Annotated in this window: 26 protein-coding genes; 14 read left to right on the forward strand and 12 right to left on the reverse strand. The window is 62.4% G+C overall.

Annotation, left to right across the window (positions count from 1 at the left end; translation table 11 throughout):
- Positions 1–61: 61 nt before the first annotated feature.
- On the forward strand, positions 62–1,534 hold the full coding sequence (xdhA, locus tag ACT53S_RS10380; protein ID WP_476066915.1) for a xanthine dehydrogenase small subunit: 1,473 nt from the start codon (positions 62–64) through the stop codon (positions 1,532–1,534).
- Between the two features lie 246 nt (positions 1,535–1,780).
- Entirely contained in the window at positions 1,781–4,117 is a 2,337-nt protein-coding gene (xdhB, locus tag ACT53S_RS10385; protein ID WP_476066916.1) for a xanthine dehydrogenase molybdopterin binding subunit, read from the forward strand.
- Positions 4,118–4,121: 4 nt separating this feature from the next.
- Here xdhB and ACT53S_RS10390 read toward each other — a convergent pair whose 3' ends face one another.
- Complete coding sequence (locus tag ACT53S_RS10390; protein WP_476066917.1) at positions 4,122–5,006, reverse strand: hypothetical protein; 885 nt, start codon at positions 5,004–5,006, stop codon at positions 4,122–4,124.
- A 137-nt stretch (positions 5,007–5,143) separates the two neighbouring features.
- On the opposite strand from ACT53S_RS10390, the gene xdhC reads away from it, so the two are divergent.
- Positions 5,144–5,944 carry a xanthine dehydrogenase accessory protein XdhC gene (xdhC, locus tag ACT53S_RS10395; protein WP_476067466.1) on the forward strand — a complete coding sequence of 267 codons (801 nt, stop codon included), beginning with the start codon at positions 5,144–5,146 and terminating at the stop codon, positions 5,942–5,944.
- 70 nt (positions 5,945–6,014) lie between these two features.
- On the opposite strand, the gene ACT53S_RS10400 is transcribed toward xdhC, so the two are convergent.
- Entirely contained in the window at positions 6,015–6,245 is a 231-nt protein-coding gene (locus tag ACT53S_RS10400; RefSeq protein WP_476066918.1) for a hypothetical protein, read from the reverse strand.
- A 90-nt stretch (positions 6,246–6,335) separates the two neighbouring features.
- Here ACT53S_RS10400 and ACT53S_RS10405 point away from each other — a divergent pair, with 90 nt between their 5' ends.
- From ACT53S_RS10405 to ACT53S_RS10430, 6 genes are all read left to right on the forward strand, one after another.
- Positions 6,336–7,274, forward strand: a complete 939-nt coding sequence (locus ACT53S_RS10405) for a LysR substrate-binding domain-containing protein (RefSeq protein WP_476066919.1) — start codon at positions 6,336–6,338, stop codon at positions 7,272–7,274.
- Between the two features lie 163 nt (positions 7,275–7,437).
- Positions 7,438–8,667 carry a urate hydroxylase PuuD gene (gene puuD / locus ACT53S_RS10410; RefSeq protein WP_476066920.1) on the forward strand — a complete coding sequence of 410 codons (1,230 nt, stop codon included), beginning with the start codon at positions 7,438–7,440 and terminating at the stop codon, positions 8,665–8,667.
- Complete coding sequence (gene guaD, locus ACT53S_RS10415) at positions 8,667–9,983, forward strand: guanine deaminase (RefSeq protein ID WP_476066921.1); 1,317 nt, start codon at positions 8,667–8,669, stop codon at positions 9,981–9,983. The genes puuD and guaD overlap by 1 nt, the downstream gene beginning before the upstream one ends.
- Positions 9,984–9,990: 7 nt before the next feature.
- Positions 9,991–10,410, forward strand: a complete 420-nt coding sequence (locus ACT53S_RS10420) for a hypothetical protein (RefSeq protein ID WP_476066922.1) — start codon at positions 9,991–9,993, stop codon at positions 10,408–10,410.
- A gap of 28 nt (positions 10,411–10,438) precedes the next feature.
- Positions 10,439–10,873, forward strand: coding sequence for a potassium channel family protein (locus ACT53S_RS10425; protein WP_113375223.1), 435 nt, complete (start codon positions 10,439–10,441; stop codon positions 10,871–10,873).
- Between the two features lie 107 nt (positions 10,874–10,980).
- The gene (locus ACT53S_RS10430) at positions 10,981–12,126 is read left to right on the forward strand and encodes an alpha-hydroxy acid oxidase (RefSeq protein ID WP_476066923.1); all 1,146 of its coding nucleotides are present in this window, start codon (positions 10,981–10,983) and stop codon (positions 12,124–12,126) included.
- 65 nt (positions 12,127–12,191) lie between these two features.
- Here ACT53S_RS10430 and ACT53S_RS10435 read toward each other — a convergent pair whose 3' ends face one another.
- The 6 genes from ACT53S_RS10435 to ACT53S_RS10460 all read right to left on the reverse strand — a co-directional run bounded on the left by ACT53S_RS10435 (position 12,192) and on the right by ACT53S_RS10460 (position 15,624).
- On the reverse strand, positions 12,192–12,941 hold the full coding sequence (locus tag ACT53S_RS10435; RefSeq protein WP_476066924.1) for a metallophosphoesterase family protein: 750 nt from the start codon (positions 12,939–12,941) through the stop codon (positions 12,192–12,194).
- Positions 12,942–12,943: 2 nt separating this feature from the next.
- A complete protein-coding gene (gene uraH / locus ACT53S_RS10440; RefSeq protein WP_476066925.1) occupies positions 12,944–13,300 on the reverse strand; it encodes a hydroxyisourate hydrolase in 357 nt (118 codons plus the stop codon).
- Positions 13,297–13,797, reverse strand: coding sequence for an ureidoglycolate lyase (locus ACT53S_RS10445; RefSeq protein ID WP_476066926.1), 501 nt, complete (start codon positions 13,795–13,797; stop codon positions 13,297–13,299). Before ACT53S_RS10445 ends, uraH begins: the two co-directional genes overlap by 4 nt.
- A gap of 5 nt (positions 13,798–13,802) precedes the next feature.
- A complete protein-coding gene (locus ACT53S_RS10450; RefSeq protein WP_476066927.1) occupies positions 13,803–14,168 on the reverse strand; it encodes a HepT-like ribonuclease domain-containing protein in 366 nt (121 codons plus the stop codon).
- Positions 14,165–14,455: a nucleotidyltransferase family protein gene (locus ACT53S_RS10455; RefSeq protein WP_476066928.1), complete on the reverse strand. Its 291-nt coding sequence runs from the start codon at positions 14,453–14,455 to the stop codon at positions 14,165–14,167. The genes ACT53S_RS10450 and ACT53S_RS10455 overlap by 4 nt, the downstream gene beginning before the upstream one ends.
- 128 nt (positions 14,456–14,583) lie before the next feature.
- Positions 14,584–15,624, reverse strand: coding sequence for a glutamine synthetase beta-grasp domain-containing protein (locus tag ACT53S_RS10460; RefSeq protein ID WP_113375217.1), 1,041 nt, complete (start codon positions 15,622–15,624; stop codon positions 14,584–14,586).
- A gap of 76 nt (positions 15,625–15,700) precedes the next feature.
- Between ACT53S_RS10460 and ACT53S_RS10465 the strand changes: the two genes are divergently transcribed.
- Both ACT53S_RS10465 and ACT53S_RS10470 read left to right on the forward strand, forming a co-directional pair.
- On the forward strand, positions 15,701–15,916 hold the full coding sequence (locus tag ACT53S_RS10465; protein ID WP_142067771.1) for a hypothetical protein: 216 nt from the start codon (positions 15,701–15,703) through the stop codon (positions 15,914–15,916).
- Positions 15,917–16,020: 104 nt separating this feature from the next.
- The gene (locus ACT53S_RS10470) at positions 16,021–16,200 is read left to right on the forward strand and encodes a DUF2735 domain-containing protein (protein ID WP_113375215.1); all 180 of its coding nucleotides are present in this window, start codon (positions 16,021–16,023) and stop codon (positions 16,198–16,200) included.
- A gap of 92 nt (positions 16,201–16,292) precedes the next feature.
- Here ACT53S_RS10470 and alc read toward each other — a convergent pair whose 3' ends face one another.
- The gene (alc, locus tag ACT53S_RS10475; protein ID WP_142067770.1) at positions 16,293–17,315 is read right to left on the reverse strand and encodes an allantoicase; all 1,023 of its coding nucleotides are present in this window, start codon (positions 17,313–17,315) and stop codon (positions 16,293–16,295) included.
- 1 nt (position 17,316) lies between these two features.
- The gene (uraD, locus tag ACT53S_RS10480; protein WP_476066929.1) at positions 17,317–17,814 is read right to left on the reverse strand and encodes a 2-oxo-4-hydroxy-4-carboxy-5-ureidoimidazoline decarboxylase; all 498 of its coding nucleotides are present in this window, start codon (positions 17,812–17,814) and stop codon (positions 17,317–17,319) included.
- Positions 17,815–18,046: 232 nt separating this feature from the next.
- Between uraD and ACT53S_RS10485 the strand changes: the two genes are divergently transcribed.
- On the forward strand, positions 18,047–19,096 hold the full coding sequence (locus tag ACT53S_RS10485) for an NAD(P)-dependent alcohol dehydrogenase (protein WP_113375212.1): 1,050 nt from the start codon (positions 18,047–18,049) through the stop codon (positions 19,094–19,096).
- A gap of 6 nt (positions 19,097–19,102) precedes the next feature.
- Here ACT53S_RS10485 and ACT53S_RS10490 read toward each other — a convergent pair whose 3' ends face one another.
- On the reverse strand, positions 19,103–19,588 hold the full coding sequence (locus ACT53S_RS10490) for a helix-turn-helix domain-containing protein (RefSeq protein WP_476066930.1): 486 nt from the start codon (positions 19,586–19,588) through the stop codon (positions 19,103–19,105).
- Between the two features lie 68 nt (positions 19,589–19,656).
- On the opposite strand from ACT53S_RS10490, the gene ACT53S_RS10495 reads away from it, so the two are divergent.
- Positions 19,657–21,072 (forward strand): MFS transporter, encoded by a 1,416-nt coding sequence (locus ACT53S_RS10495; RefSeq protein WP_476066931.1) that lies wholly within the window; start codon positions 19,657–19,659, stop codon positions 21,070–21,072.
- Between the two features lie 3 nt (positions 21,073–21,075).
- On the opposite strand, the gene ACT53S_RS10500 is transcribed toward ACT53S_RS10495, so the two are convergent.
- On the reverse strand, positions 21,076–21,933 hold the full coding sequence (locus ACT53S_RS10500; protein WP_476066932.1) for an urea carboxylase-associated family protein: 858 nt from the start codon (positions 21,931–21,933) through the stop codon (positions 21,076–21,078).
- Between the two features lie 112 nt (positions 21,934–22,045).
- Between ACT53S_RS10500 and ACT53S_RS10505 the strand changes: the two genes are divergently transcribed.
- Positions 22,046–22,927: a LysR substrate-binding domain-containing protein gene (locus tag ACT53S_RS10505; protein ID WP_476066933.1), complete on the forward strand. Its 882-nt coding sequence runs from the start codon at positions 22,046–22,048 to the stop codon at positions 22,925–22,927.
- Positions 22,928–23,007 lie beyond the last annotated feature (80 nt).

A 23,007-nucleotide genomic window follows, 5' to 3' on the forward strand; every position in this document is an offset into this window, starting at 1 on the left:
CGACAAATCGGGCGACGCAGCCGCGTCCGGCAGCCGGACATCGAGGGGACAAGACCAGTTCATGGCAGACAGCATTCGTTTCATTCTGAACGGCGAGGATATCGCCCTTGCAAGCCTCGATCCGACCGAGACGCTGCTCGACTTCCTGCGCCTGAAGCGCCGGCTGACCGGCTCGAAGGAAGGCTGCGCGGAAGGCGACTGCGGCGCCTGCACGGTGCTGGTCGGCCGCCTCGTCTCGGGACGCTTGGTCTATGAAACGGTCAATGCCTGCATCCGCTTCGTCGGCTCGCTCAACGCCACGCATGTGGTGACGGTCGAGCATCTGGCGGCGAAGGACGGCACGCTGCATCCGGTCCAGCAGGCCATGGTCGACTGTCACGGCTCGCAATGCGGCTTCTGCACGCCCGGCTTCGTCATGTCGCTTTACGGGTTGTGGCTGACCTCGGAAAACCCTGGCCGGGCCGAAATCGAACGGGCGCTGCAGGGCAATCTCTGTCGCTGCACGGGATACGAGCCGATCGTCAAGGCGGCCGAACAGGTGGCCCGCATCCGCCCCTCTACCCTTTTCGACCCGCTGGAGCGCGAGCGCGCCAATATCGTTGCGCGGCTGGAAGAGGTTGCCACCCGCGAGACGATCGCGATCACAGGTTCCGATGGCCGCAGGCTGGTCATCCCCGGTAATGTCGAGGCCCTGGCCGAAACCCTGGCCGCCCACCCAAAGGCCACCGTGGTTGCCGGTGCCACCGATGTCGGGCTCTGGGTCACCAAGCAGATGCGCGTGCTGGATCCGGTGGTCTTCATCAATCACCTCGAAGACCTGCAGAAGATCACCGTCTCGCCTGACGGCATTTCGCTCGGCGCCGGCGTCAGCTACACCGGCGCCTTCGCCGCACTCCGCAGCGAAATCCCCGCCTTCGGGCGTCTGATCGAGCGCATCGGCGGCCAGCAGGTGCGCAACATGGGCACGATCGGCGGCAATGTCGCCAACGGCTCACCAATCGGCGACAGCCCACCGGCCCTCATCGCCCTGGGTGCGACCGTCACCCTGCGCTCTGCCTCCGGCACCCGCACCCTGCCGCTCGAGGACTTCTTCATCGACTACGGCAAGCAGGACCGCCAGCCGGGCGAATTCGTCGAAAGCCTGTTCGTGCCCCGCCCGAAGGCGGAAAGCCACGTGGCGATCTACAAGATCTCCAAGCGCCGCGACGAGGATATCTCGGCGCTCTGCGGCGCCTTCCATCTGGAGAAGGATGCGGCCGGCATCGTCACCCATATCCGCATCGCCTTCGGCGGCATGGCGGCCACGCCCAAACGCGCCCGATCCGTGGAGGCAGCGCTCTACGGCAAGCCCTTCACGCAGGCCACGGTGGAAGCCGCCCGCGACGCCTTCGACCTCGATTACAAGCCGCTCACCGACTGGCGCGCCACGGCGGAGTATCGCCAGCTGACGGCGAAGAACCTGCTGACGCGGTTCTTCCTGGAGGTGTCGGGCACGCCGCAGGAACTTCAGCGCTTTGCGGTGGAGGAGGCATGATGGGGATTGCATTGTTAGGTCATGCCGAGAGTTACCCCCCTCTGTCGGCTCCGCCGACATGGCCACAGACGAGAAAAGACCCCCTCTGGCCTGCCGGCCATCTCCCCCACAAGGGGGGAGAGACTTCGCGGAACCCGCTCAGCCCAATCTCCAGAGGGGGCGGCTGGGTTAAGCCCTCCCCCTTGTGGGGAGGGTTTGGGAGGGGAATTGTCTCTTCACTTGCGAGACTGAAAGACGGAGGCCTTCATGGATAAGGCGACCTACGAAACGACGAAATACATCAAGGGGCCGATGCACGAGTCGCTGCGGCATGATTCAGCGCACAAGCATGTCGCCGGAAGTGCCGAATATATCGACGATATTCCCGAACCCGCAGGCCTATTGCATGGCGCGCTCGGCATGGCGGATCGCGCCCATGCGGAGATCCTGTCGATCGATCTCTCGGCGGTGAAGGCCTATCCCGGCGTGATCGATGTGCTGACCGCAAACGACATCACCGGCGTTAACGATGTCTCCTCCGGCGGTCGCCACGACGAGCCTTTGATTGCAACGGACAGAATAGAATTCCACGGCCAGACCATCTTCGCCGTCATCGCCGAAACCCGCGACGCTGCCCGGAAAGCCGCCCGCCTCGCCAAGGTCGAATACCGCGACCTGCCCTTCTGGACCGACATCGACGGCGCGCTGGAGAATGGCAGCCCACTCGTCACGCCGGGCATGACGCTGAAGCGCGGCACGCCGGAAACCGAGCTCGACAAGGCCAAGCATCGCATCAAGAGCTCAATGCGCATCGGCGGTCAGGAGCATTTCTACCTCGAAAGCCATATCGCACTCGCCATTCCCGGCGAAGACGACGATGTCACGGTCTGGTCGTCCACCCAGCACCCGTCCGAGATCCAGCACATCGTCGGCCATGTGCTCGACATTCCCTCCAACGCGATCACCGTCAACACACGCCGCATGGGCGGCGGCTTCGGCGGCAAGGAGACGCAAGGCAACCAGTTCGCAGCCCTTGCGGCGCTGGCCGCCAAGAAGCTCAAACGCGCCGTCAAATTCCGCCCCGACCGCGACGAGGACATGGGCGTCACCGGCAAGCGCCACGACTTCAAGATGGATTTCGATGTCGCCTTTGATGACGACGGAAAGATCCACGCCATCGAGGCCAATTTCGCCGCCCGCTGCGGCTACTCTTCCGACCTCTCCGGTCCAGTCACCGACCGCGCCCTCTTCCATGCCGATTCGAGCTATTTCTATCCGCATGTGAAGCTGACCTCGCAGCCCTTGAAGACCCACACCGTCTCCAACACCGCCTATCGCGGCTTCGGCGGACCGCAGGGCATGCTGGGCGGCGAGCGGGTGATCGAGGAGATCGCCTATGCGCTGGGAAAGGATCCGCTGGAGATCCGAAAGGCCAATTTCTACGGCGAGAAGGGCTCCGGCCGCGATGTCACGCCCTACCACCAGCAGGTGGAAGACAACATCATCCTGAAGGTCGTCGAGGAGCTCGAAACCTCCTGCGACTACCAGGCGCGCCGCCAAGCGATCATCGACTTCAACAGGACGAGCCCGGTCATCAGGAAGGGCATCGCCCTCACGCCGGTGAAATTCGGCATCTCCTTCACCATGACCGCCTTCAACCAGGCGGGCGCGCTCGTCCATATCTATCAGGACGGCTCGATCCACCTGAACCATGGTGGCACCGAGATGGGCCAGGGCCTTTACACCAAGGTCGCCCAGGTCGTCGCCGATTGTTTCCAGGTCGATGTCGATACGGTGAAGATCACCGCGACAACGACCGCCAAGGTGCCGAACACGTCTGCGACCGCCGCCTCGTCCGGCTCGGATCTCAACGGCATGGCCGCCTTCGACGCCGCTCGCCAGATCAAGGAACGACTGGTCGCTTTTGCCGCCGAGAAATACGGCGTTCCCGCCTCGGAGGTCGAGTTCCTGCCGAACCGGGTGCGCGTCGGAGAGCAGATCTTCACCTTCGGCGACTTCGTCAAACAGGCCTATTTCGGCCGCGTCCAGCTCTCGGCTGCCGGCTTCTACAAGACGCCGAAGATCCACTGGGACCGCGCCGCCGGTCGCGGCACGCCCTTCTACTACTACGCCTATGGTGCTGCCTGCTCGGAAGTCTCGATCGACACGCTGACGGGCGAATATCTGATGGAGCGCACCGACATCCTGCATGATGTCGGCAAGTCTCTGAACCCGGTCATCGACATCGGCCAGATCGAGGGTGGCTTCGTCCAGGGCATGGGCTGGCTGACGACGGAAGAACTCTGGTGGGACGGCAAGGGACGGCTGCGCACCCATGCGCCCTCGACCTACAAGATCCCGCTCGCCTCGGATCGCCCGAAGATCTTCAACACCAAGCTCGTGCCCTGGTCTGAAAACACCGAACCCACCATTGGCCGCTCCAAGGCCGTCGGCGAGCCGCCCTTCATGCTGGCGATCTCGGTTCTGGAGGCGCTCTCCATGGCGGTGGCATCGGTGGGAGGTTACCGGATCTGCCCGCGGCTCGATGCACCGGCAACGCCGGAGCGGGTGCTGATGGCGGTGGAGCGGCTGAAACGGGCGTGATGGATCAGCGTGTCGCGGCCCGCAGCAGATAGAGGAAGGCTGCGAGGATCAGCACCGGCAGGACCAGCAGCTTGACGAGATAGGCAGTCGCGATGCCGATCGAGGCGGTGAAGAGATCGGCCGAGATCGCCACGCCATCCTGGATCACCTGTGCATTCGCGGCTGCAGTTTCCGCCATATCCGAAGCTGCTTGCAGGGTGCCGGTAAAGGCGGAGCCGAGGCGATCGAACATGCCATCCTCCGCCGGCGGGATGCGGTCGGTGGGAGACAGGGTTTCCGCAGGCGGCACCACGTCCACGTCGGCACCGGCCAGATCCTGCTGCCCGCGCATGCGGTCGAAAACCTCTGTTGCATTGGTCCAGGCGCGGTCGGTGATCGCGTCACCGGCGTAAAAGGCAATCGTGTACGAGGCCGGCAGCAGAACGGCACCGAGCAGACCGAGAACGAAGACCGCCTTCGTCAGGCGAGACAGCAAGGGCGGCACCTGACGTGCGGTCAGGATCAGTCCGGCTGAGAACAGCGCGCAGGCGCCGAGGGCTACGGAAGCTACCTTGGCGACGGGCACCAGCACGAGCGACAGAATGCCCGAGACGATGGCGAGGCCGAAGAGGAGATCGACGAGCCGCTCAATGGTGTTGATGACGGGCTGGAGCAATTGTCCGGGGCTTGCTGTCACCGAGGCGACACCGACGCCCCCTGAGATATCGGCGTCGCGGGCGACACTCATCACCGAATTGGCCACCCGCAGCGTTCCATAAAGTGCGCCACTGCCGACCATCACGTCCCGGCTAAAGCGGGCGGCGATATCGGCGAGCGGATTGACAAGAAATAGCGCCACGGCAAAGCAGGCGACGAGCAACCAGATGATCAAGCCCTGTGTTCTGGTCATTGTAAACCCCCGTGTCTTCGAGGCGAAACCATAACACGTCGGGCATGTTACAGGCGCTGTGAAACCTTTGTCGGATAAACTGAAAGCCGCGCTGTCCAGTTCCCCCTTGAGAATGCTAGGATTGCCGCACCATGAGCCTGACCACCCTCCCCGCCTTCCTCAATGCCCACCCCAACGCCGTTCTCGTCGAAGTCGCCGAGACCAGGGGATCGACCCCGCGCGAACCCGGGACGTTGATGCTGGTTTCCGCTGAATCGATCTGGGGCACGGTGGGTGGCGGCCATCTGGAATTCATGGCGATCGAACACGCCCGCAAACAGCTGGCCGGCGAAACGGTGTCGGAGACGCTCGACGTGCCGCTCGGGCCCGAGATCGGCCAGTGCTGCGGTGGTCGCACGATCCTGTCGTTCCGCGTCGTCGATCAGGCCCTCGTTGCCGAACTCACGCAACGTCTGGCAAGCGAACGCGCGGCATTCCCCGACGTCATGGTCTTCGGCGCCGGCCATGTCGGCCTGGCGCTCGCCCACGCGCTGGCACCCCTTCCCTTGAATGTCAGCCTGATCGACACCCGCACGGAGATCGACGGCGACGTGCCCGCCGGCATCACCTTCCGCCGCGTCGCGATGCCGGAGGCCGAGGTGGCGAAGGTCAGGCCCGGCGGTGCCGTCGTCATCCTGACCCACGACCATGCATTGGATTTCCTGATCGGGAGGGAAGCCCTTGCCCGAACCGACCTCGCCTATGTCGGCATGATCGGCTCGAAGACGAAGCGCGCCACCTTCGCCTCCTTCCTCGATCGCGAGGGCGCCCAGCGCTCGGCGATGGAGCGCCTGACGCTGCCGATCGGCGGCAATGCGGTGAAGGACAAGCGCCCGGCCGTGATCGCGGCCATGGTTGCGGCCGAATTGCTGAGGGTGCTGCTCGGCTCCCGGAGCTGAATCAGTCTCTCAAGCGCTGGAATCACATTGCCAGCACATGTCGACAAACGACTGATCCCAAACTCGTTTTTCAGAGCGGACCGGGACGGAGATAGTCCGTCAAACCACGGCGATGCCGCCAGAGATCGCTGCGCGGATCGGATGATGACGTCCGTTTCTCGATGCCGATATCCTTCAGGAGATCCTCGGGAATGTCATCGATATGGGGCAGTTGCTGGCGCGGAGGCGACCGGGTCACTCCGGACCACAGGATCGACACCAGCCTGTCGAATGGAAAGATTCTACGGATCGCGGACACCATGTCTGCCTCCACGCGGTTTCAACCATCAGGTTTCTGATGCTCTTCTTGTGCCTGCAGTTGCGGCGGCAATCCAATTCAATTACGCTGCCCATGCATAAAGAGGCCTTATCCATGAAACTGTCGAAACAGCTTCCCCTCAACGCCTTGCGCGTCTTCGAAGCCGTTGCGCGGCTTGAGAGTTTCACCCGCGCCGGCGAAGAACTGGGCATGAGCCAGACGGCGGTGAGCTATCAGATCAAGCTCTTGGAGGCGCATGTCGGCGAGGCGCTTTTCCTGCGCAAGCCGCGACGCATTTCGCTGAGCGAAGCCGGAGAACGCCTCTTGCCGAAGGTCACCGAAGGGTTCGAACTGCTGCGCGAGGCGCTGGCCGATCTGCGCAACACGGCTGACGGCACGCTGATCATCCACGCCACCGCCACCTTCGCCTCGCAATGGCTGGCCCGCCACCTCGGCCTTTTCCAGCTGAATAATCCTGGCATTGCCGTCCGGCTCGAGACCTCGCAGGAGGTGATCGATTTCAGCAGGACGGAGGCCGATCTCGCCATCCGCAGCGGCAAGGGCAGCTGGCCGGGGCTGCGCGCGCACTTCGTCATGCACAACCATTTCACGCCGATGCTGAGCCCGAAGCTCGCCGACAGCATCGGCGGCGTTCGCGAACCGCTCGACCTTCTGAAGCTGCGCATCATCGATCCGTCCGACCCCTGGTGGCGGATCTGGTTCACGGCGGCCGGCTACCCGGATGTCGAACTCGACACGCACCAACGCACCCGGCTCGGCGCTCAGTCCTTTGAAGCGGCCGCCGCTGTTGCAGGCCATGGCATCGCCATCCTGCGACCTGAATTCTATCCGGAAGAGATCGCCTCAGGCGCATTGATCCAACCGTTCGACCTCACCTGCGAGGACGGATCGCACTATTGGCTGGTATATCCCGAAGCTCGGCGCAATGCCGGCAAGATCCGGGCGTTCCGCGAATTCCTGCGCAGCACTCTGCCGAGCTTCGAGGCGATGCCGGCGGGCGCAAAGAGCTGAGGCCCATCCGCCCGGCGCGGCTGAAGCGCCGCCCAAATCCGTGTCGAGGCCGAACGCCAAAAACTTCCCGTGCAGCTTTTGCTGCAGTGCGTCCTTTCCGCTTTCCTTCCCGCGGAATTTTTCGCAATGTCGATCGAACAGGGGAACATGAAAGACTTATCAGATGTATGAATACGCGATTGCCTGGGAATGGCTGTCCTTCGCTGTCCGCTGGCTGCATGTGATCACGGCCATCGCCTGGATCGGCTCGTCCTTCTATTTCATCGCGCTGGATCTCGGCCTGGTGAAGCGGCCGGGCCTGCCCGTCGGCGCCTATGGCGAGGAATGGCAGGTGCATGGCGGCGGCTTCTACCATATCCAGAAGTATCTGGTGGCCCCCGCCTCGATGCCGGAGCATCTGACCTGGTTCAAATGGGAAAGCTATGCCACCTGGCTCTCGGGCTTTGCGCTCCTCTGCGTGGTCTATTATGGCGGCGCCGATCTCTTCTTGATCGATCGGTCGGTCCTGGACATCGAGCCATGGCAGGCCATCTGTCTGTCGCTGGCGTCGCTCGCCGTCGGCTGGATCCTCTATGATCTCCTGTGCAAGTCGCCGCTTGGCAAGAACACCTGGGGCCTGATGGCGCTCCTCTACATCGTGCTGATCGCCATGGCCTGGGGCTATACGCAGATCTTCACCGGCCGCGCCGCTTTCCTGCATCTTGGCGCGTTTACCGCCACCATCATGTCGGCCAATGTCTTCTTCATCATCATCCCAAACCAGAAGATCGTCGTTGCCGACCTGATCGCGGGGCGCACGCCAGACCCGAAATACGGCGTGATCGCCAAGCAGCGCTCGCTGCACAACAATTATCTGACGCTGCCCGTCATCTTCTTCATGCTGTCGAACCACTATCCGCTGGCCTTTGCCACGCAGTTCAACTGGATCATCGCAGCTCTCGTCTTCCTGATGGGCGTCACCATCCGCCACTGGTTCAACACGACGCATGCCCGCAAGGGGCAACCGACCTGGACCTGGCTGGTCACGGTGCTGATCTTCATCGTCATCATGTGGCTCTCCACCGTGCCCAAGGTGCTGACCGGCGAAGAACAGGCGAGCCTCTCGCCGCGGCAACAGACCTTTGTCGACAACGGCCATTTCGAAGCCGTGCGCGATGTCGTACAGGGGCGCTGTTCGATGTGCCACGCAGCCGAACCCGTTTGGGAAGGCATCGCGCGCGCACCGAAGAACGTGAAGCTTGAGACGGACGGCGAAATTGCCGCCCATGCCCATGAAATCTACATCCAGGCCGGCCGCAGCCATGCCATGCCGCCCGGAAACATCACCGAAATCTCACCCGAAGAGCGCAAGCTGCTCGTCGCCTGGTATGAGACGACGGTCGAAGGCAAGTGATGACAACAGAGACCCTGATCCGCGGCCGCCTGCTCTCCTTCCGTCGTGCCCCCGAGCATGCCGGCGACCGCGAGAGCTATCTCTATGAGGAAGACGGCGCGCTGCTCGTGCGGGACGGCAAGATTTCAGCCATCGGAGCCTATGGCGAGGTGAAGACCAAGGCCGGCGCGGAGACATCAGAGATCGACCACCGCCCGCATCTCATCCTGCCCGGCCTGATCGACTGCCATGTGCATTTTCCGCAGATGCAGGTGATCGCCTCTTACGCCGCCAACCTGCTGGAGTGGCTGAACACCTATACCTTCCCGGAGGAATGCCGCTTCGTCGAAAGCGCCCATGCCCAGCGGATTGCCACGCAGTTTTTCGACGAATTCCTGCGCCAGGGCACGACGACGGCGGTTGCCTATTGCTCGGTACACAAGGCCTCCGCTGATGCCTTCTTTGCCGAGAGCCTCCGTCGCGGCACGCTGATGATCGGCGGCAAGGTGATGATGGACCGCAATGCGCCGCAGGGTCTGCTCGACACCCCGCAGCTCGGCTACGACGAGACCCGCGCAGTCATTGAACAATGGCATGGCAAGGGCCGCAACCACGTCGCCATCACCCCCCGCTTTGCCATCACCTCGACGCCCGAACAGATGGCGATGACGCAGACGCTGGCGGAAGAATTCCCCGACCTGCACATCCAGACGCATCTCTCGGAAAATCACGACGAGATCCGCTACACCTGCGAACTTTATCCGGACGCCACCGACTATACCGACATCTATGCCCGCTACGGCCTGCTCCGGAAGAAGGCGCTGTTCGGCCATGCGATCCATCTCTCGGACCGCGAGGCGGATGCCATGGCGGAAAGCGGCGCGGTCGCCGTCCACTGCCCCACTTCGAACCTCTTCCTCGGTTCCGGCCTCTTCCCGCTGAAGGCGATCCAGCGGCGCGAGAAGCCGGTGACCGTCGCGGTCGCCACCGATATCGGCGGTGGCTCCAGCTATTCCATGTTCAAGACCATGGACGAGGCCTACAAGATCCAGCAGCTGCTCGGCGAACGTCTGAACCCGCTCGAAAGCTTCTACCACATGACGCTCGGCAATGCGGTCGCACTCGACCTCGCCGACAGAATCGGCACGCTGGACGAAGGTACCGATGCCGACATCGTCGTGCTCGATGCGGCCGCGACCCCGGCCATGCGGCTTCGCATGGAAACGGTGACATCGCTCTCGGAGGAACTCTTCCTGCTGCAGACGCTCGGCGACGATCGGTCGGTGGTCGAAACCTATGTGGCGGGCAAGGCATCGAAGCCAGGCGCGAAGGCATGAGACGGTCATGAGCGAAAGCGGCTATTCCGGCACCCCTCTTCTGAAAAAGCTCGGATTGAAGCCGGAATTTGCCGCTCTCTTCGTCGCGCTCCCGTCAGAACTTTCTCATCTGACCGCCGATCTGCCCACGGCATTGCAGGCGCCGAGCATCGACGTCGCACAGGGCGTAGACCTCGACTACCTCCATGTCTTCGAAACGGAGCGCGCCCGCCTCGAAGACAATGCGCTTCGCCTGAAAGCCATGTTGAAACCGGCGGGCATGCTGTGGATCTCCTGGCCCAAGAAGGCGTCGAAAGTCCCGACCACCATCACCGAGGACGTGCTGCGCACCATCTTCCTGCCGACCGGCCTCGTGGATGTCAAAGTCTGCGCCGTCACCGAGATCTGGTCGGGACTGAAATTCATGATCCGCAAGGACCTTCGCTGAACCACAGTCATCCGGAGGAGGATGCGTCGTGCTGATCACCAACCTTGCGCTGGGCACCTTGATGATCTCGCTGACGGTGGCGATCCACACGTTTGGCCTGATTGGCGTCACCCATGCCATGAGCTGGGTCACCGACCGGATTCGCTTGCACGGCCATCGCAGTCGGATGCTGGCCATGAACACCGTCGTGATCGGAGTTTTTGCCGTGCTGACTGCGGAAGTCTGGCTTTGGGCCGCAGGGTTCACGCTGATTGGCGTGGTCGACGACTTCGAAACAGCCCTCTATTTCTCCACCATTACCTTCTCGACCGTCGGTTATGGCGATGTCGTTCCCCACCCGGAATGGCGGATGCTCGCGGCGCTCGAGGGCGTCAACGGCTTCCTGCTGATCGGCTGGTCCACGGCCTATCTCATCGCCGCCGGCATGCGCGTCGGCCCCTTCAGATCGGGTGAGCATTTCTGAGCGGCACAAGAGGTAAAATTATTTTACCTCTTGTGCCCTTGCTCTGTTCACAGTCGCGGCGGCGCCGTGATATGGCAGGAAGCAGGACTTTTCCGGAGAACCACACCATGGCACCGATCCTCGAAATTTCAGACCTGAAAAACCTTGCCCGCAAGCGGGTGCCCAAGCTGTTCTTCGACTACGCCGACAGCGGCTCCTATACCGAGAGCACCTACCGCGCCAACGAGAGCGATTTTTCGAAGATCAAGCTGCGCCAGCGCGTGCTCGTCGATATGAGCGGTCGCACGCTGGAAACGACGATGATCGGCGAAAAGGTGAAGATGCCGGTGGCGCTCTCGCCGACCGGCCTCACCGGCATGCAGCATGCCGATGGCGAGATGCTGGCGGCGAAGGCGGCGGAAGAGTTCGGCGTGCCCTTCACGCTTTCGACCATGAGCATCTGCTCGATCGAGGACGTGGCTTCTGTCACCACCCGTCCCTTCTGGTTTCAGCTCTATGTGATGCGCGACCGCGATTTCGTCATCAACCTGATCGAGCGCGCCCGCGCTGCCGGATGCTCGGCGCTGGTGCTGACCGCCGACCTGCAGCTGCTTGGCCAGCGCCACAAGGATATCCGCAACAGCCTCGCAGCCCCGCCGAAGCTGACGCCGAAGCACCTCTACCAGATGGCGATCCGGCCGCGCTGGTGCTGGAATATGCTCAAGACCAACCGCCGCACCTTCCGCAATATCCATGGCCACGCGAAGAACGTCACCGACCTCTCCTCGCTGCATTCCTGGACGGCCGAGCAGTTTGACCCCAAGCTCTCCTGGACCGATGTCGAATGGATCAAGAAGCAGTGGGGCGGCAAGCTGATCATCAAGGGCATTCTCGACGTCGAGGACGCCCGCATGGCCGCAGAAACCGGCGCTGACGCCATCATCGTGTCCAATCACGGTGGCCGCCAGCTCGACGGCGCCCATTCCTCGATTGCCATGCTGCCGAAAATCGTCGACGCCGTCGGCGACAAGATCGAAGTGCATCTCGACGGCGGCATCCGCTCCGGCCAGGACGTGCTGAAGGCGATCGCGCTGGGCGCCAAAGGCACCTATATCGGCCGCCCCTTCCTCTATGGCCTTGGCGCCATGGGCCAGGCAGGCGTGACCAAGGCGCTGGAGATCATCGCCAAGGAGATGGACGTGACGATGGCGCTCTGCGGCAAACGCCAGCTGGCGGACGTGGATCGCGGCATTATTGCAGAGAGCCCGTTCTGAGCAAAATGACGATGCGGGGCGTCGAGAGCGCCCCGCAGTCTGCAAGGCGCCTGACCGATCCGATCCTACGCCTCGACAAAACCCGTCGCGAGCGCACTCGCCCAACTCGGCCGGTCCCGTTCCGCAGCAAGCTTACTCATCGCCATGTGGTCATAGGGCACCAGCCGGAAGGTGACAGCCCATGCGCCCGACGCGTCGTCCAGGATGGCATAGCTCGCATGCGGCAGCCCCGCCTCGACCTTGTGCGGATGGGGCGCGTCGTCCGTATAGCCCGGACCGCCGACGCTCCCCGGATTGACGATCAACCGTCCATCGGAAAGCTGCACGGCTCGCGGGATATGGGTGTGGCCGCAGAGGATCAGGGGCTGGGATATCCCGTCCGCCCAGGCCTCGATCGTCGCCGGATCGCGCAGATGCACATGACCCTCCACCGAAACCTGCTCCAGCCAGTAGGTGTTGTCCTCCTGCGGCGTCGCATGGCAGAGATAGGCGACATCACGAAACACCGCATCGAAGGGCAGCGACTTCAGCCAGTCGAGATGCGCGGGCGAAAGCTCCGCATAGGCGTCCGCCTCCCATTCATGCATGTCCCCGGCGGCATGCTCGACCAGATAACGATCGTGATTGCCGCGCACGGTGACCAGCTGAAGCGGCACGAGGATATCGGCGGTTCGCCCGGCTTCGAGTGGCCCCGACAGGCAATCGCCGAGATTGACAACGTCAGCGGTCGCGATCCCCTGCTCTGCGATGTCGGCGAGCACGGCTTCCAGCGCGAGCGCGTTGCCGTGAATATCGGCAATGGCGGCAAAACGCATGCTCAGCTGCCCCGATAGGTCGAATAGCCGTAAGGCGAGAGCAGCAGAGGCACGTGGTAATGCGCCGTGGTGTCGGAAATGCCGAAACGGATCGGAATCACGTCGAGAAAGGCGGGCTCGGTCAGAGGCGCCCCCGTATCCTTGAGATAATCGCCGGCATGGAACAACAACTGGTATTGCCCGACCTGAAACGTGTCACCTGCAAGCATCGGCCCGCCATCGACGCGGCCGTCGTCATTGGTGAAGACGGTCTTGATCAGTTCCGCCTCCTCGCCATTCATCCGCATCAACTGGATGCGCAAACCCTGGGCGGGCTTTCCGAGAGCGGTGTCAAGCACATGGGTGGTGAGGCCGGTCATATCTGGGGCTCCCGAATCGTGAAGGGGGTCTCGAAAAAGAACTCTTCGAGATTGTTGCCGGGTCCGTCGCGATCGACAACCAGGAAATCGCTGACCTCCCCGATCGCCATCAGCGGATGGTGCCAGGTGTTGCGCCGATAGTTCACCCCTTGATGCGGGGCAGCGAGAAACACCTGTGGCTCGCCGGGCTTGCCACCTTCATCCGGGGAGACGGCAACGAGGAATGGGCGGCCTGACAGCGGCGAAAAGCTCTGGCTGCCGAAGGGATGCCGCTCCATCATGCCGATCTCATAAGGAAAGGCGCGCGGCTGGCCGCGAAAAATGTTGACGATGACCCGAGCACCCTCGCCCGTGACCTCAGGCGAAAACAGCGCGTGAAACCGCTCGGTCGTGCCGCCGTTGATCAGCCGCACGGTCGAGGGATCGGCCTCGATCACCTCGCCGAACGGCGCAAAGGCTTGGGCCGTCAGGGGACGGATGGGAAGGTCAATGGGCAATGGGGTCATTCTCCCTGGATATGCGGGTGGCGGAGCTGGTCGATCTGACGAACCAGCTTCGGAAGGTCACGCTCCACCGTATCCCAGACCTGACGCCAATCCACCCGGTCGTATTCATGCACCACAAGATTACTTAGCTCGCGCATTTGTGCCCACGCGATCTCCGGTTGCTCAGACGCAATATCGGGAAACCTTGCCTGAATACGGGCGGCCGCCGCCGCAATCAAGACGAAGGTCATGGCCACCGCGCGCTGGCGCAGCAGATCGACCTCGAACGCCTCGAAACTCACCCCATCGAGAAAGCCTATAGCTTCGGTTGCAGCCTCCTCAATGTCTAGGAGATTATCAAGCAGCCGCTCTTCGGGGGTCATATAGCCCGCGCCTCGGCAAGAATCCGCTCTCGCATCCGCTCTTTCAAGCCGCCCGAGGGGACGATATCCACCCGACAGGGCAACAGATCTTCCATCTCCGCTTGCAGCCCGCCGAGATCGAAGAGCGTCATGCCTGGAAGTCCATCCACCAGGATGTCCAGGTCGCTGTCCGGTCCATCCTCACCCCGGGCTACAGAACCGAAGACACGGGGGTTTGTCGCCTTGTGACGTGCTGTCACATCGCGGATCGCTTGCCTGTTCTTCTCCAGCACTTCGGACGGTCGCATGGCCGATCTCCCTATCCGCGATCATAGAACAAACGCGAAGCGCGAGAAAGCTCCGCAGCAAGACCCCAAAAACGAAAACAGCGCCGGCGTTTCCGCCGGCGCTGCAATCTTTGGGCCCTTGCCTGAAATCAGGCGGCAGACTTGGCGTAGTCGGCCGTCGGGACTTCGGCGATCGTCTTCAGAACGATCGAGGCGATCTGGTAGGGGCAGCCCTGGGAGTTCGGGCGGCGATCTTCCAGGTAACCCTTGTAGCCGTTGTTGACGAAGGAGTGCGGAACGCGGATCGAGGCGCCACGGTCGGCAACGCCGTAGGAGAACTTGTTCCACGGAGCCGTTTCGTGCTTGCCGGTCAGGCGCAGGTGGTTGTCCGGACCGTAAACGTCGATGTGCTCTTTCCAGTTCTTCGCAAACGCTGCCATGAGCGCTTCGAAGTACTCCTTGCCGCCAACTTCACGCATGAACTTGGTGGAGAAGTTGCAATGCATGCCCGAACCGTTCCAGTCGGTGTCGCCGAGCGGCTTGCAGTGGAATTCGACGTCGATGCCGTACTTTTCGCAAAGGCGCAGCAGCAGGTAGCGGGCAACCCAGATCTGGTCGGCAGCGCTCTTGGAGCCCTTGCCGAACACCTGGAATTCCCACTGGCCCTTGGCCACTTCGGCATTGATGCCTTCGTGGTTGATGCCAGCCTCGAGGCAGAGGTCGAGATGCTCTTCGACGATCTCGCGGGCGATCGAGCCGACGTTCTTGTAGCCAACGCCGGTGTAATACGGGCCCTGCGGAGCCGGGTAGCCCTGCTCCGGGAAGCCGAGCGGACGACCGTTCTCGTAGAAGAAGTATTCCTGTTCGAAGCCGAACCATGCGCCTTCGTCGTCGAGGATCGTGGCGCGGCTGTTCGACGGATGCGGGGTGACGCCATCCGGCATCATGACTTCGCACATGACGAGAGCGCCGTTGGTGCGAGCCGGGTCGGGATAGATGGCGACCGGCTTCAGCACGCAATCAGACGAATGGCCTTCGGCCTGCATCGTCGAGGAGCCGTCAAAGCCCCAGAGCGGCAGCTGTTCCAGGGTCGGGAAGCTGTCGAATTCCTTGATCTGCGTCTTGCCACGCAGGTTCGCTACCGGCTTGTAGCCATCGAGCCAGATATACTCGAGCTTAAACTTGGTCATAGTGCTCTCTCTTCAGTCTCGCGCCACTCATCGGCGCAACAGAGGGGTGATTCTCCGGCGTTCCCGGGAGTCGCAGATGAAAATGCAGGAAGCGTGCCAGTTTACCGCCGACCCGACCCAACGCGCGAAAAATTTGCGTATGCGCCGCACAAACCCGCGGAACAGCAGGGATTTCTTAAATACCGACGTTCAGGATCAGGGAACAACAGACCGTCTCACCGTGTTAACCGGGCAGAACGGCACAAGAAAGCGCAGTGATGATTTTAAATTCATCACACTGATTGCACAATAAGTGCCCATATTTTAGGCATATTGCACTTTTCGTGTGCATTTCATTTTGAACTGTGTTAGGGATGGAGCATCGAGACAACACTCGGTGAAACGAGAGGTAGTAGCATGACAACGAACATGGTTCGGGAATCGGCGAAGATCTACGAATTCCCGGTGCGCGACGCAGCCCGGATTAAGGCTTTGCGTGAACGCCAGGCCCCCAAGCCCGTGATCTATGAGAGCGGTGCGGCGAGCTGGTATCACGAGGAAGCCATCCGCGAAGCCGAGCGGGCGCCAAAGCAGTAAGTGCCGTCAAGGCAACAAAAAACCGCCCGCAATGCGGACGGCTTCAAGCATGCGACGAGCGGGCCAAAGCCCGCTCTTTTCGTATCCGCTGGCTAGGCTTTGGTACCGAAGAGGCGCAACCGCATGACGCCGCCATCAGGATGCACACCGATCCGCACATGCGTCACAGGCCCGATCTTCTGCACCTGATCCCCCTCGTAGAAATGCTCAGCATCCATCTGCATCTTCTGCCGCGTCAGGATCGGCTGCCACTGTTCCGAGGCGGCGATCTCCGCGTCGCTGAACGTGTCACCAGCGTCAGGCAGATAGGCGCCGAGCAACTCGCAGGTATCGGGATAATTGCCCTTGTAGAAATGCGTGTCGATCAGGATCCGATTGATCACGCCGGCATGACCAAGGCGGATGATCGCCCAGTCATGGCCCGGCCCCCGACGACGCTTGGTTTCCCAGCCGTCGCCCATATTCGTCCCACGGCCCGGCGACAGGATCTTGTCGGGATGGCCGTAATGGGCGTCCGACCAGGCCAGCGCCTTGGCGCCATGGAAGATATAGGCGAGGTCGATCTCTTCCGAAGCGCCAACCTTCGACCAGTCGAAATGCGCCGCGCCATAGACACGCAGACGCGCGATCCCGCCGTCGGGATAGATGTGCAGACGCAGATGGGTCCAAACCTTTGATGTATCGGCGTTGGCGAAGAAGTGCTGCGCGGACGGGCCGAGGGGCGATTTGACCAAGAGCTCCGTCCAGACCGTCGCATCGGTCGGGTCGCCGCTTTCGACGAAAGCGGCTTCGATCGCGCAATGCGGGGGATAATTGCCGGTGAAGAAGCGCGTATCGACATCGAAGCCGAAGATGCGGCCCGGCATGGCCAGTCGAATGATCGCATGGTCATGGCCCGGCACGCGCTTGCGACGGCTTTCCCAGCCATCCATGTATTTGCCGTTGTCGTCGTAGAGGTCCGGATCGAAGCTCGCCGGATCGTCGTTCAGCATGCGCGACAGAGGCGCGAAGAACTCGTCAGTCGAGAAGACGCCGACGGCTCCGAGGCGCGCCGAGGCAAGGTTGACGGCGCCGGCAGCGAAATCCGGCAGAACGACGGTCGAGGTCTCAAGCATGTCAGTGGGTCTCCGGAAGCAGGCTTTCGAGGCGAAGCCTGGCGATTTTTTCCACCTGCTGGCAGGCGGTATCGAATTCTTGTTCGCGGCTGTTGGAGATCCGCGTCTCAAATGCGGCGAGAATGTCGTCCTTGCTCAAGCCCTTGACCGCGATGATGAAGGGAAAGCCGAATGTCTCGACATAATCGGTGTTGAGCTCGGTGAAGCGGGCATGCTCGTCAGCGCTCAGGCGATCGAGACCGGCGCCAGCCTGTTCGCGCTTGCTGTCTTCCGTGAGTTCGCCGGCGATGGCGAGCTTGCCGGCGAGATCCGGATGTGCCCGCAACACCCCGAGGCGCTCCTCCTGGCTGGAGGTTCGAAACATCATCGCCATCGCATCATGCACGTCGAGCGCCGTCAGCGGCTCCGCAATCATCCCGGCATCGAAAGCGCGTTCCGCGATAAAGGGCGAATGCTCGAACACCCCGCCGAAACGTTGAACGAAGTCCGCTCTGTCCATGCCGTCGATCCAGTTTCATGTAAGGCCGCAGCAGAGTAAGCCGCAGCAGGGAGGGTCTGCCGCCCATTCGGCGAAGCAGTTGGCGACTACGATTAGCCGAGCCTCCCAACCTTGTCGAGTTGCTCGAACAGAGAGGCACTTTCAACGCGGACGATGGGAGGGGCCCGCTTGTCCAAGCGGCGTTTAGACCTATCTAGAAAGCGCTTCTCATCATATCTCGAAAGGATATTTCATGCCGATAGCCAAGGGCTATGCCGCAACGGACGCCTCCAAGCCATTGGTTCCGTTCACCTTTGAACGTCGCGAGCCGAATGACGACGACGTGGTGATCGACATCAAGTTCTCCGGCATCTGCCATTCCGATATCCACCAGGCGCGCAACGAATGGGGCAACTCCACCTATCCCATGGTGCCGGGCCACGAGATTGCCGGCGTGGTCACCGCAGTCGGCGCGAAGGTCACGCAGTTCAAGGTCGGCGACCGCGTCGGCGTCGGCTGCTTCGTCGACAGCTGCGTCCATTGCGAAAGCCGCAATGTCGATCTCGAACAGTATATGCCGGGCGTCGTGCCGACCTATAACGGCTTCGAGGCCGATGGCGTGACGCCGACCTATGGCGGCTATTCGAACACCATCACCGTGAAGGAAGGCTATGTGCTCTCCATTCCGGACAACCTGCCGCTCGACAAGGCAGCCCCTCTGCTCTGCGCCGGCATCACGCTCTATTCGCCGCTCGTGCACTGGAAGGCCGGCCCCGGCAAGAAAGTCGCGATCGTCGGCATGGGCGGCCTCGGCCATATGGGCGTGAAGATCGGCGCGGCCCTCGGCGCCGACATCACCGTGCTCAGCCAGAGCCTGTCGAAGAAGGACGACGGCATCGCCTTCGGCGCCAAGGATTACTACGCCACCGCCGACAAGGAGACCTTCAAGAAGCTTGCCGGCACCTTCGACCTGATCATCTGCACTGTCGGCACCGAACTCGACTGGAACGCCTATCTGAACCTCCTGAAGATCGACGGCGCGCTGGTTCTGGTCGGCCTGCCGGAAAACCCGGTTCCTGTCCATGCCTTCTCGCTGGTCATGGGCCGCCGCTCGCTCGCCGGCTCCTCGATCGGCTCGATCAAGGAGACCCAGGAGATGCTCGACTTCTGCGGCAAGCACAACATCACGCCGGAGATCGAGATCATCGACATCCAGCAGGTGAACGAGGCCTATGAGCGCGTCATCAAGAGCGACGTCCGCTACCGCTTCGTCATCGATATCGCGAGCCTCGACAAGGCTTGAGCGCCTTCAGCTCCGGCCTCCTGAAAGGGACGTGACGGGATGGCAGACCATGGCGGTGCCGGCTCCTTCCGGCACCGCAACCGTTTTCGACGTGTTCCGACGGGCGCTTGAGGACACACGCAGCAGGCGCTGAAACTTCGGGCAATCCATGTGCTGCTCAGCCTTGCAATCGGCTACATGCCGCAATGCGTTTCGCAGCGTCGTCAGCTTGCGGATCTGCGCGTCCAATTGATCGGCCTTGCCATGCAAGGTCAGACGCGAGAGTTCCGGCAGACCGTCGGGACCGAACATGCCCCGCATCTCCTCCAGCGAAAAGCCCGCCGTCTTGCCGAGTGCAATCAGCGAAAGCTGCATGAGTGCACGCGGCTCGAACTGGCGGCGAAGCCCGTGCCGGGCGACCGATCGGATCAGGCCCACCTCCTCGTAGTATCGCAGCGTTGCAGCCGAGACCCCTGCTCGGCGCGCCAGTTCGCCGATATCGAGCAATTTCATCCTTGACCTCAAGTTGACTTGAAGTGGCAGGCTATTCTTCTCCCGTCCCTCAGACAACGAGAAACGTCATGAAACTCCCTTCTTTGGCCTTCAGAAATCCTGAACTGGTCGTTCTTTCTGGCAGCATGCTGGTCGGATCGCTCGGCATCAGCCTGGCGACGGTCGCGCTGCCTGCTTTGGCAAGGGCATTTTCGGCCCCCATCCCGTCGGTGCAGTGGGTCATCATTGCCTACCTCGTCGCCGTCACCGCCAGCATTGTCGCGCTTGGCAGACTGGCCGACATCATCGGTCAGACCCGGGTCCTGATCCTCGGTCTGGCGCTCTTTGCGATGTCATCATTGGCCTGCGCGCTTGCCCCGTCGCTCTCAAGCCTGGTTATGGCCCGCGTTTTCCAGGGCATCGGCGGCGCGGTACTGATGGCTCTGCCGGTCTCGATGATCCGCACGGTCGTCGCAAAGGAAAAGACGGGCTCGGCCATGGGCCTGCTCGGCACGATGTCGGCCGTGGGCACGGCGCTGGGTCCGTCACTCGGAGGTCTGACAATCGAACGATACGGCTGGAGTGCCGGCTTCCTGGCAGTTGGTCTTTTAGCATGCATGCTTCTCACGATGGCCATCGCCACCTTCGCCGGGCGCTCCAGCACCGAGAAGAGGACTCCCGGATCGATCGATTGGCTGGGGAGCATATTGCTGGCGCTCGCCCTGTCGACTTATGCGCTGTCGATGACGTCGGGGAATGGCCCTCTGGGCGTCAGGGAACTTCTTCCGATCACGGCGGTGCTGTTTGCCCTTTTTGCCTGGCGCCAGAAGGCCGCGGCAAGCCCGCTCGTGCCTGTCGCCCTTGTCGTCAACCGGCGCATTGTGCTCTCCCTGGGCATGAATCTCCTCGTCACCACCGTGATGATGTCGACGCTGGTCGTCGGGCCCTACATGCTGTCGTTCGGTCTCGGGCTCGGTGAGGCCTCGATCGGACTAGTGATGGCCGTCGGACCGCTGACCTCCGCAGTGTCTGGGGTTCCGTCCGGCCGTCTGACCGACCGCTACGGCGCGGCACGCATGCTGCCGCTTGGCCTTCTGCAGATCATCCTTGGCCTCGCTGCGCTCGCCATTTTGCCACGCCTGCTCGGGCTCTGGGGTTACGGCCTCGCTCTGGTTTTGCTCACGCCGGGTTTCCAGATCTTCCTCGCCGCCAATAATACCGTCACCATGCAAACCGTGGCCGAGGATGAGCGTGGCGTCCTCTCTGGACTGCTCGGCCTGTCGCGCAATTTGGGTTTCGTCACCGGCGCATCGGCGATGTCGGCGCTGTTTGCCTACAACCTCGGCCCAGCGGAACGCGCCGCAGCGGAACCGACGTTTATCGCACACGCCTTTACGGCCACGTTCCTCACGGCCACGGCCCTGCCCCTCATCGCTCTGGTCGCCGATCTCGTCAGGCCTCGACGGGGCGACAACGACCCGAAGCAGCAACGAGAGGCTCGTTGAGCCTCAAACCTGCAGTTGATACCCATTCCGCTCCGGAAACGGCCAGTCCGCGAGCAGCGCCATATCGGGCCTGTAAATCTCCACCTTCAGCGGATAACACTGGGCCACATCGCTCGAATGGCTGGTGCTGCAATCGCCGCCCGGGCAGGCCGAGAGTGCGCCCAAGAGATCGATCTCCGCGAACATCTCCAGAAAATCGCCGGGACGCACCGGGCTCGCCTTCATGAAATACTGCTGCGTATCGCGGGTGAAGCCGGTGCACATGAAGACGTTCAAGACGTCATGCACATGCGGCTCGGCGGCCTTGATGTCGATGCCCTGGTGCTGTGACAGCGCCCGGCAGAGGTTCGAATGGCAGCAATGATGATAGTCGCCGCCGGAGAGCAGCCGGTTAGTATAGGGATCGCAACGCGTGCCGATCACGTCATGCACCCCGCCGCCGAACTCGTCGAAGCCGTACCAGCCAAGCGTATCATGGCTGATCGTCGCCATCGGGCGCAGCGACGGCAGATTGCTCCAGAGGCGGTTGCCTGTGGTCACATGGGTGGCATGCAGCGCCCGCGTCTTGCCGGAAAAGAAGCGCTCGGAGAGATCATGAGCATTCCACAGGTTGAGGTCGCCGACCTGCGGCCCCTCCACGCTGACGATGCGGAAGAAATGGCCCTTCGGCACCTCGAACGTGTTGCCCTCGCGCGGCGGCACGATCACCTCGCCGACCGTCTCCATCGTCGCCCGCGCCCGCTCAAGAATGCGCATGTCGGGCACCTTCAACGACTCGACCGGATAGCAGACGACGGGTTTTACAGCCCGGCGGGCAGCCGCATCGGGGGGAACGGGGATGTTGGCGTTGAAGGGGGACATGGGAGGCTCCAGAACGGCATCAGGATGAAGGCCACAAGTTGCCCCACGGCCAGTCTTATGACAACAGCCTCCCTTCTTGCCCCATGAGCAAGTCTGGCTTAGTCATGAAGGGATGAAATTGCCACCGCTCCCGACACTCCGCGCCTTTGAGGCCGCCGCCCGCTGCGAAAGCTTCCTGCAGGCCGCGACCGAGCTCGGCATGACGGCAGCGGCCGTCAGCCAGCATGTGAAGACGTTGGAAGACTGGCTGGGTCTTGCTCTCTTCGAACGCCGCCCGCGTGGCGTGCGCCTCACCATCGATGGGCGCGAACTCGGCGCCGCCTGCTCGGAAGGCCTCGGCCATATCGCCCGCGCCGTCGAGCGACTTTCTACAAGAAAGACGGTCGTCCGGGCGAGTCTGGCCTGCATGCCTTCCGTCGTTACCCACTGGCTCGGCCCCCGCCTGCCCCGTTTCCGTGCAGCCCATCCCGAGATCCAGGTGTCGATCGTCTATCCGTTCGGCGCCGTGACGCCGGATGAGGCCAGCGCGGACCTCTTGATCTGTCATGGGACCCGCCCGCCGGGGCGGGCCGACCGCATCCTGGATGCCGCCACCCGGCCCACCTGTGCGCCCGCCTATCTGGAGCAGCACGGGCCGATCAAAACGCCCGTCGACCTCCTGAAACAGGACCTGCTGCACGACGCGACCGAGGCTGCCTGGCAATCCTGGCTGGCGGCACGCGGGATCGAAGGCGGGACACCCGCAGCAGGACCGCTATACGCCGATTTCAACCTGCTGGTCAGCTCTGTCCTCTCGGGCCTCGGAATCGGCCTCTGCCCGACAGCCCTGATATCAGACCATCTGGCAGCGGGCACGCTGACCGTGCTGTTCGAGGAAGCCGCCGACGAGAACAAGGCCTATTGGCTGTTGTCAGGCACGAACCTGTCCGAGCCTGCAGCGATCTTGCGGGTTTGGTTGCTGGAAGAGGCCACGAGCTCCGCTTCCAGCGCCTGATACTCGACGCAGGCTCTTTCATACTCGGCACGGAATGCCGGGGATTTCATGAGCTTGGACTTGAGGTCGCCGAGTGCCTT

It is taken from the genome of Allorhizobium sp. DMC15, assembly GCF_056314065.1.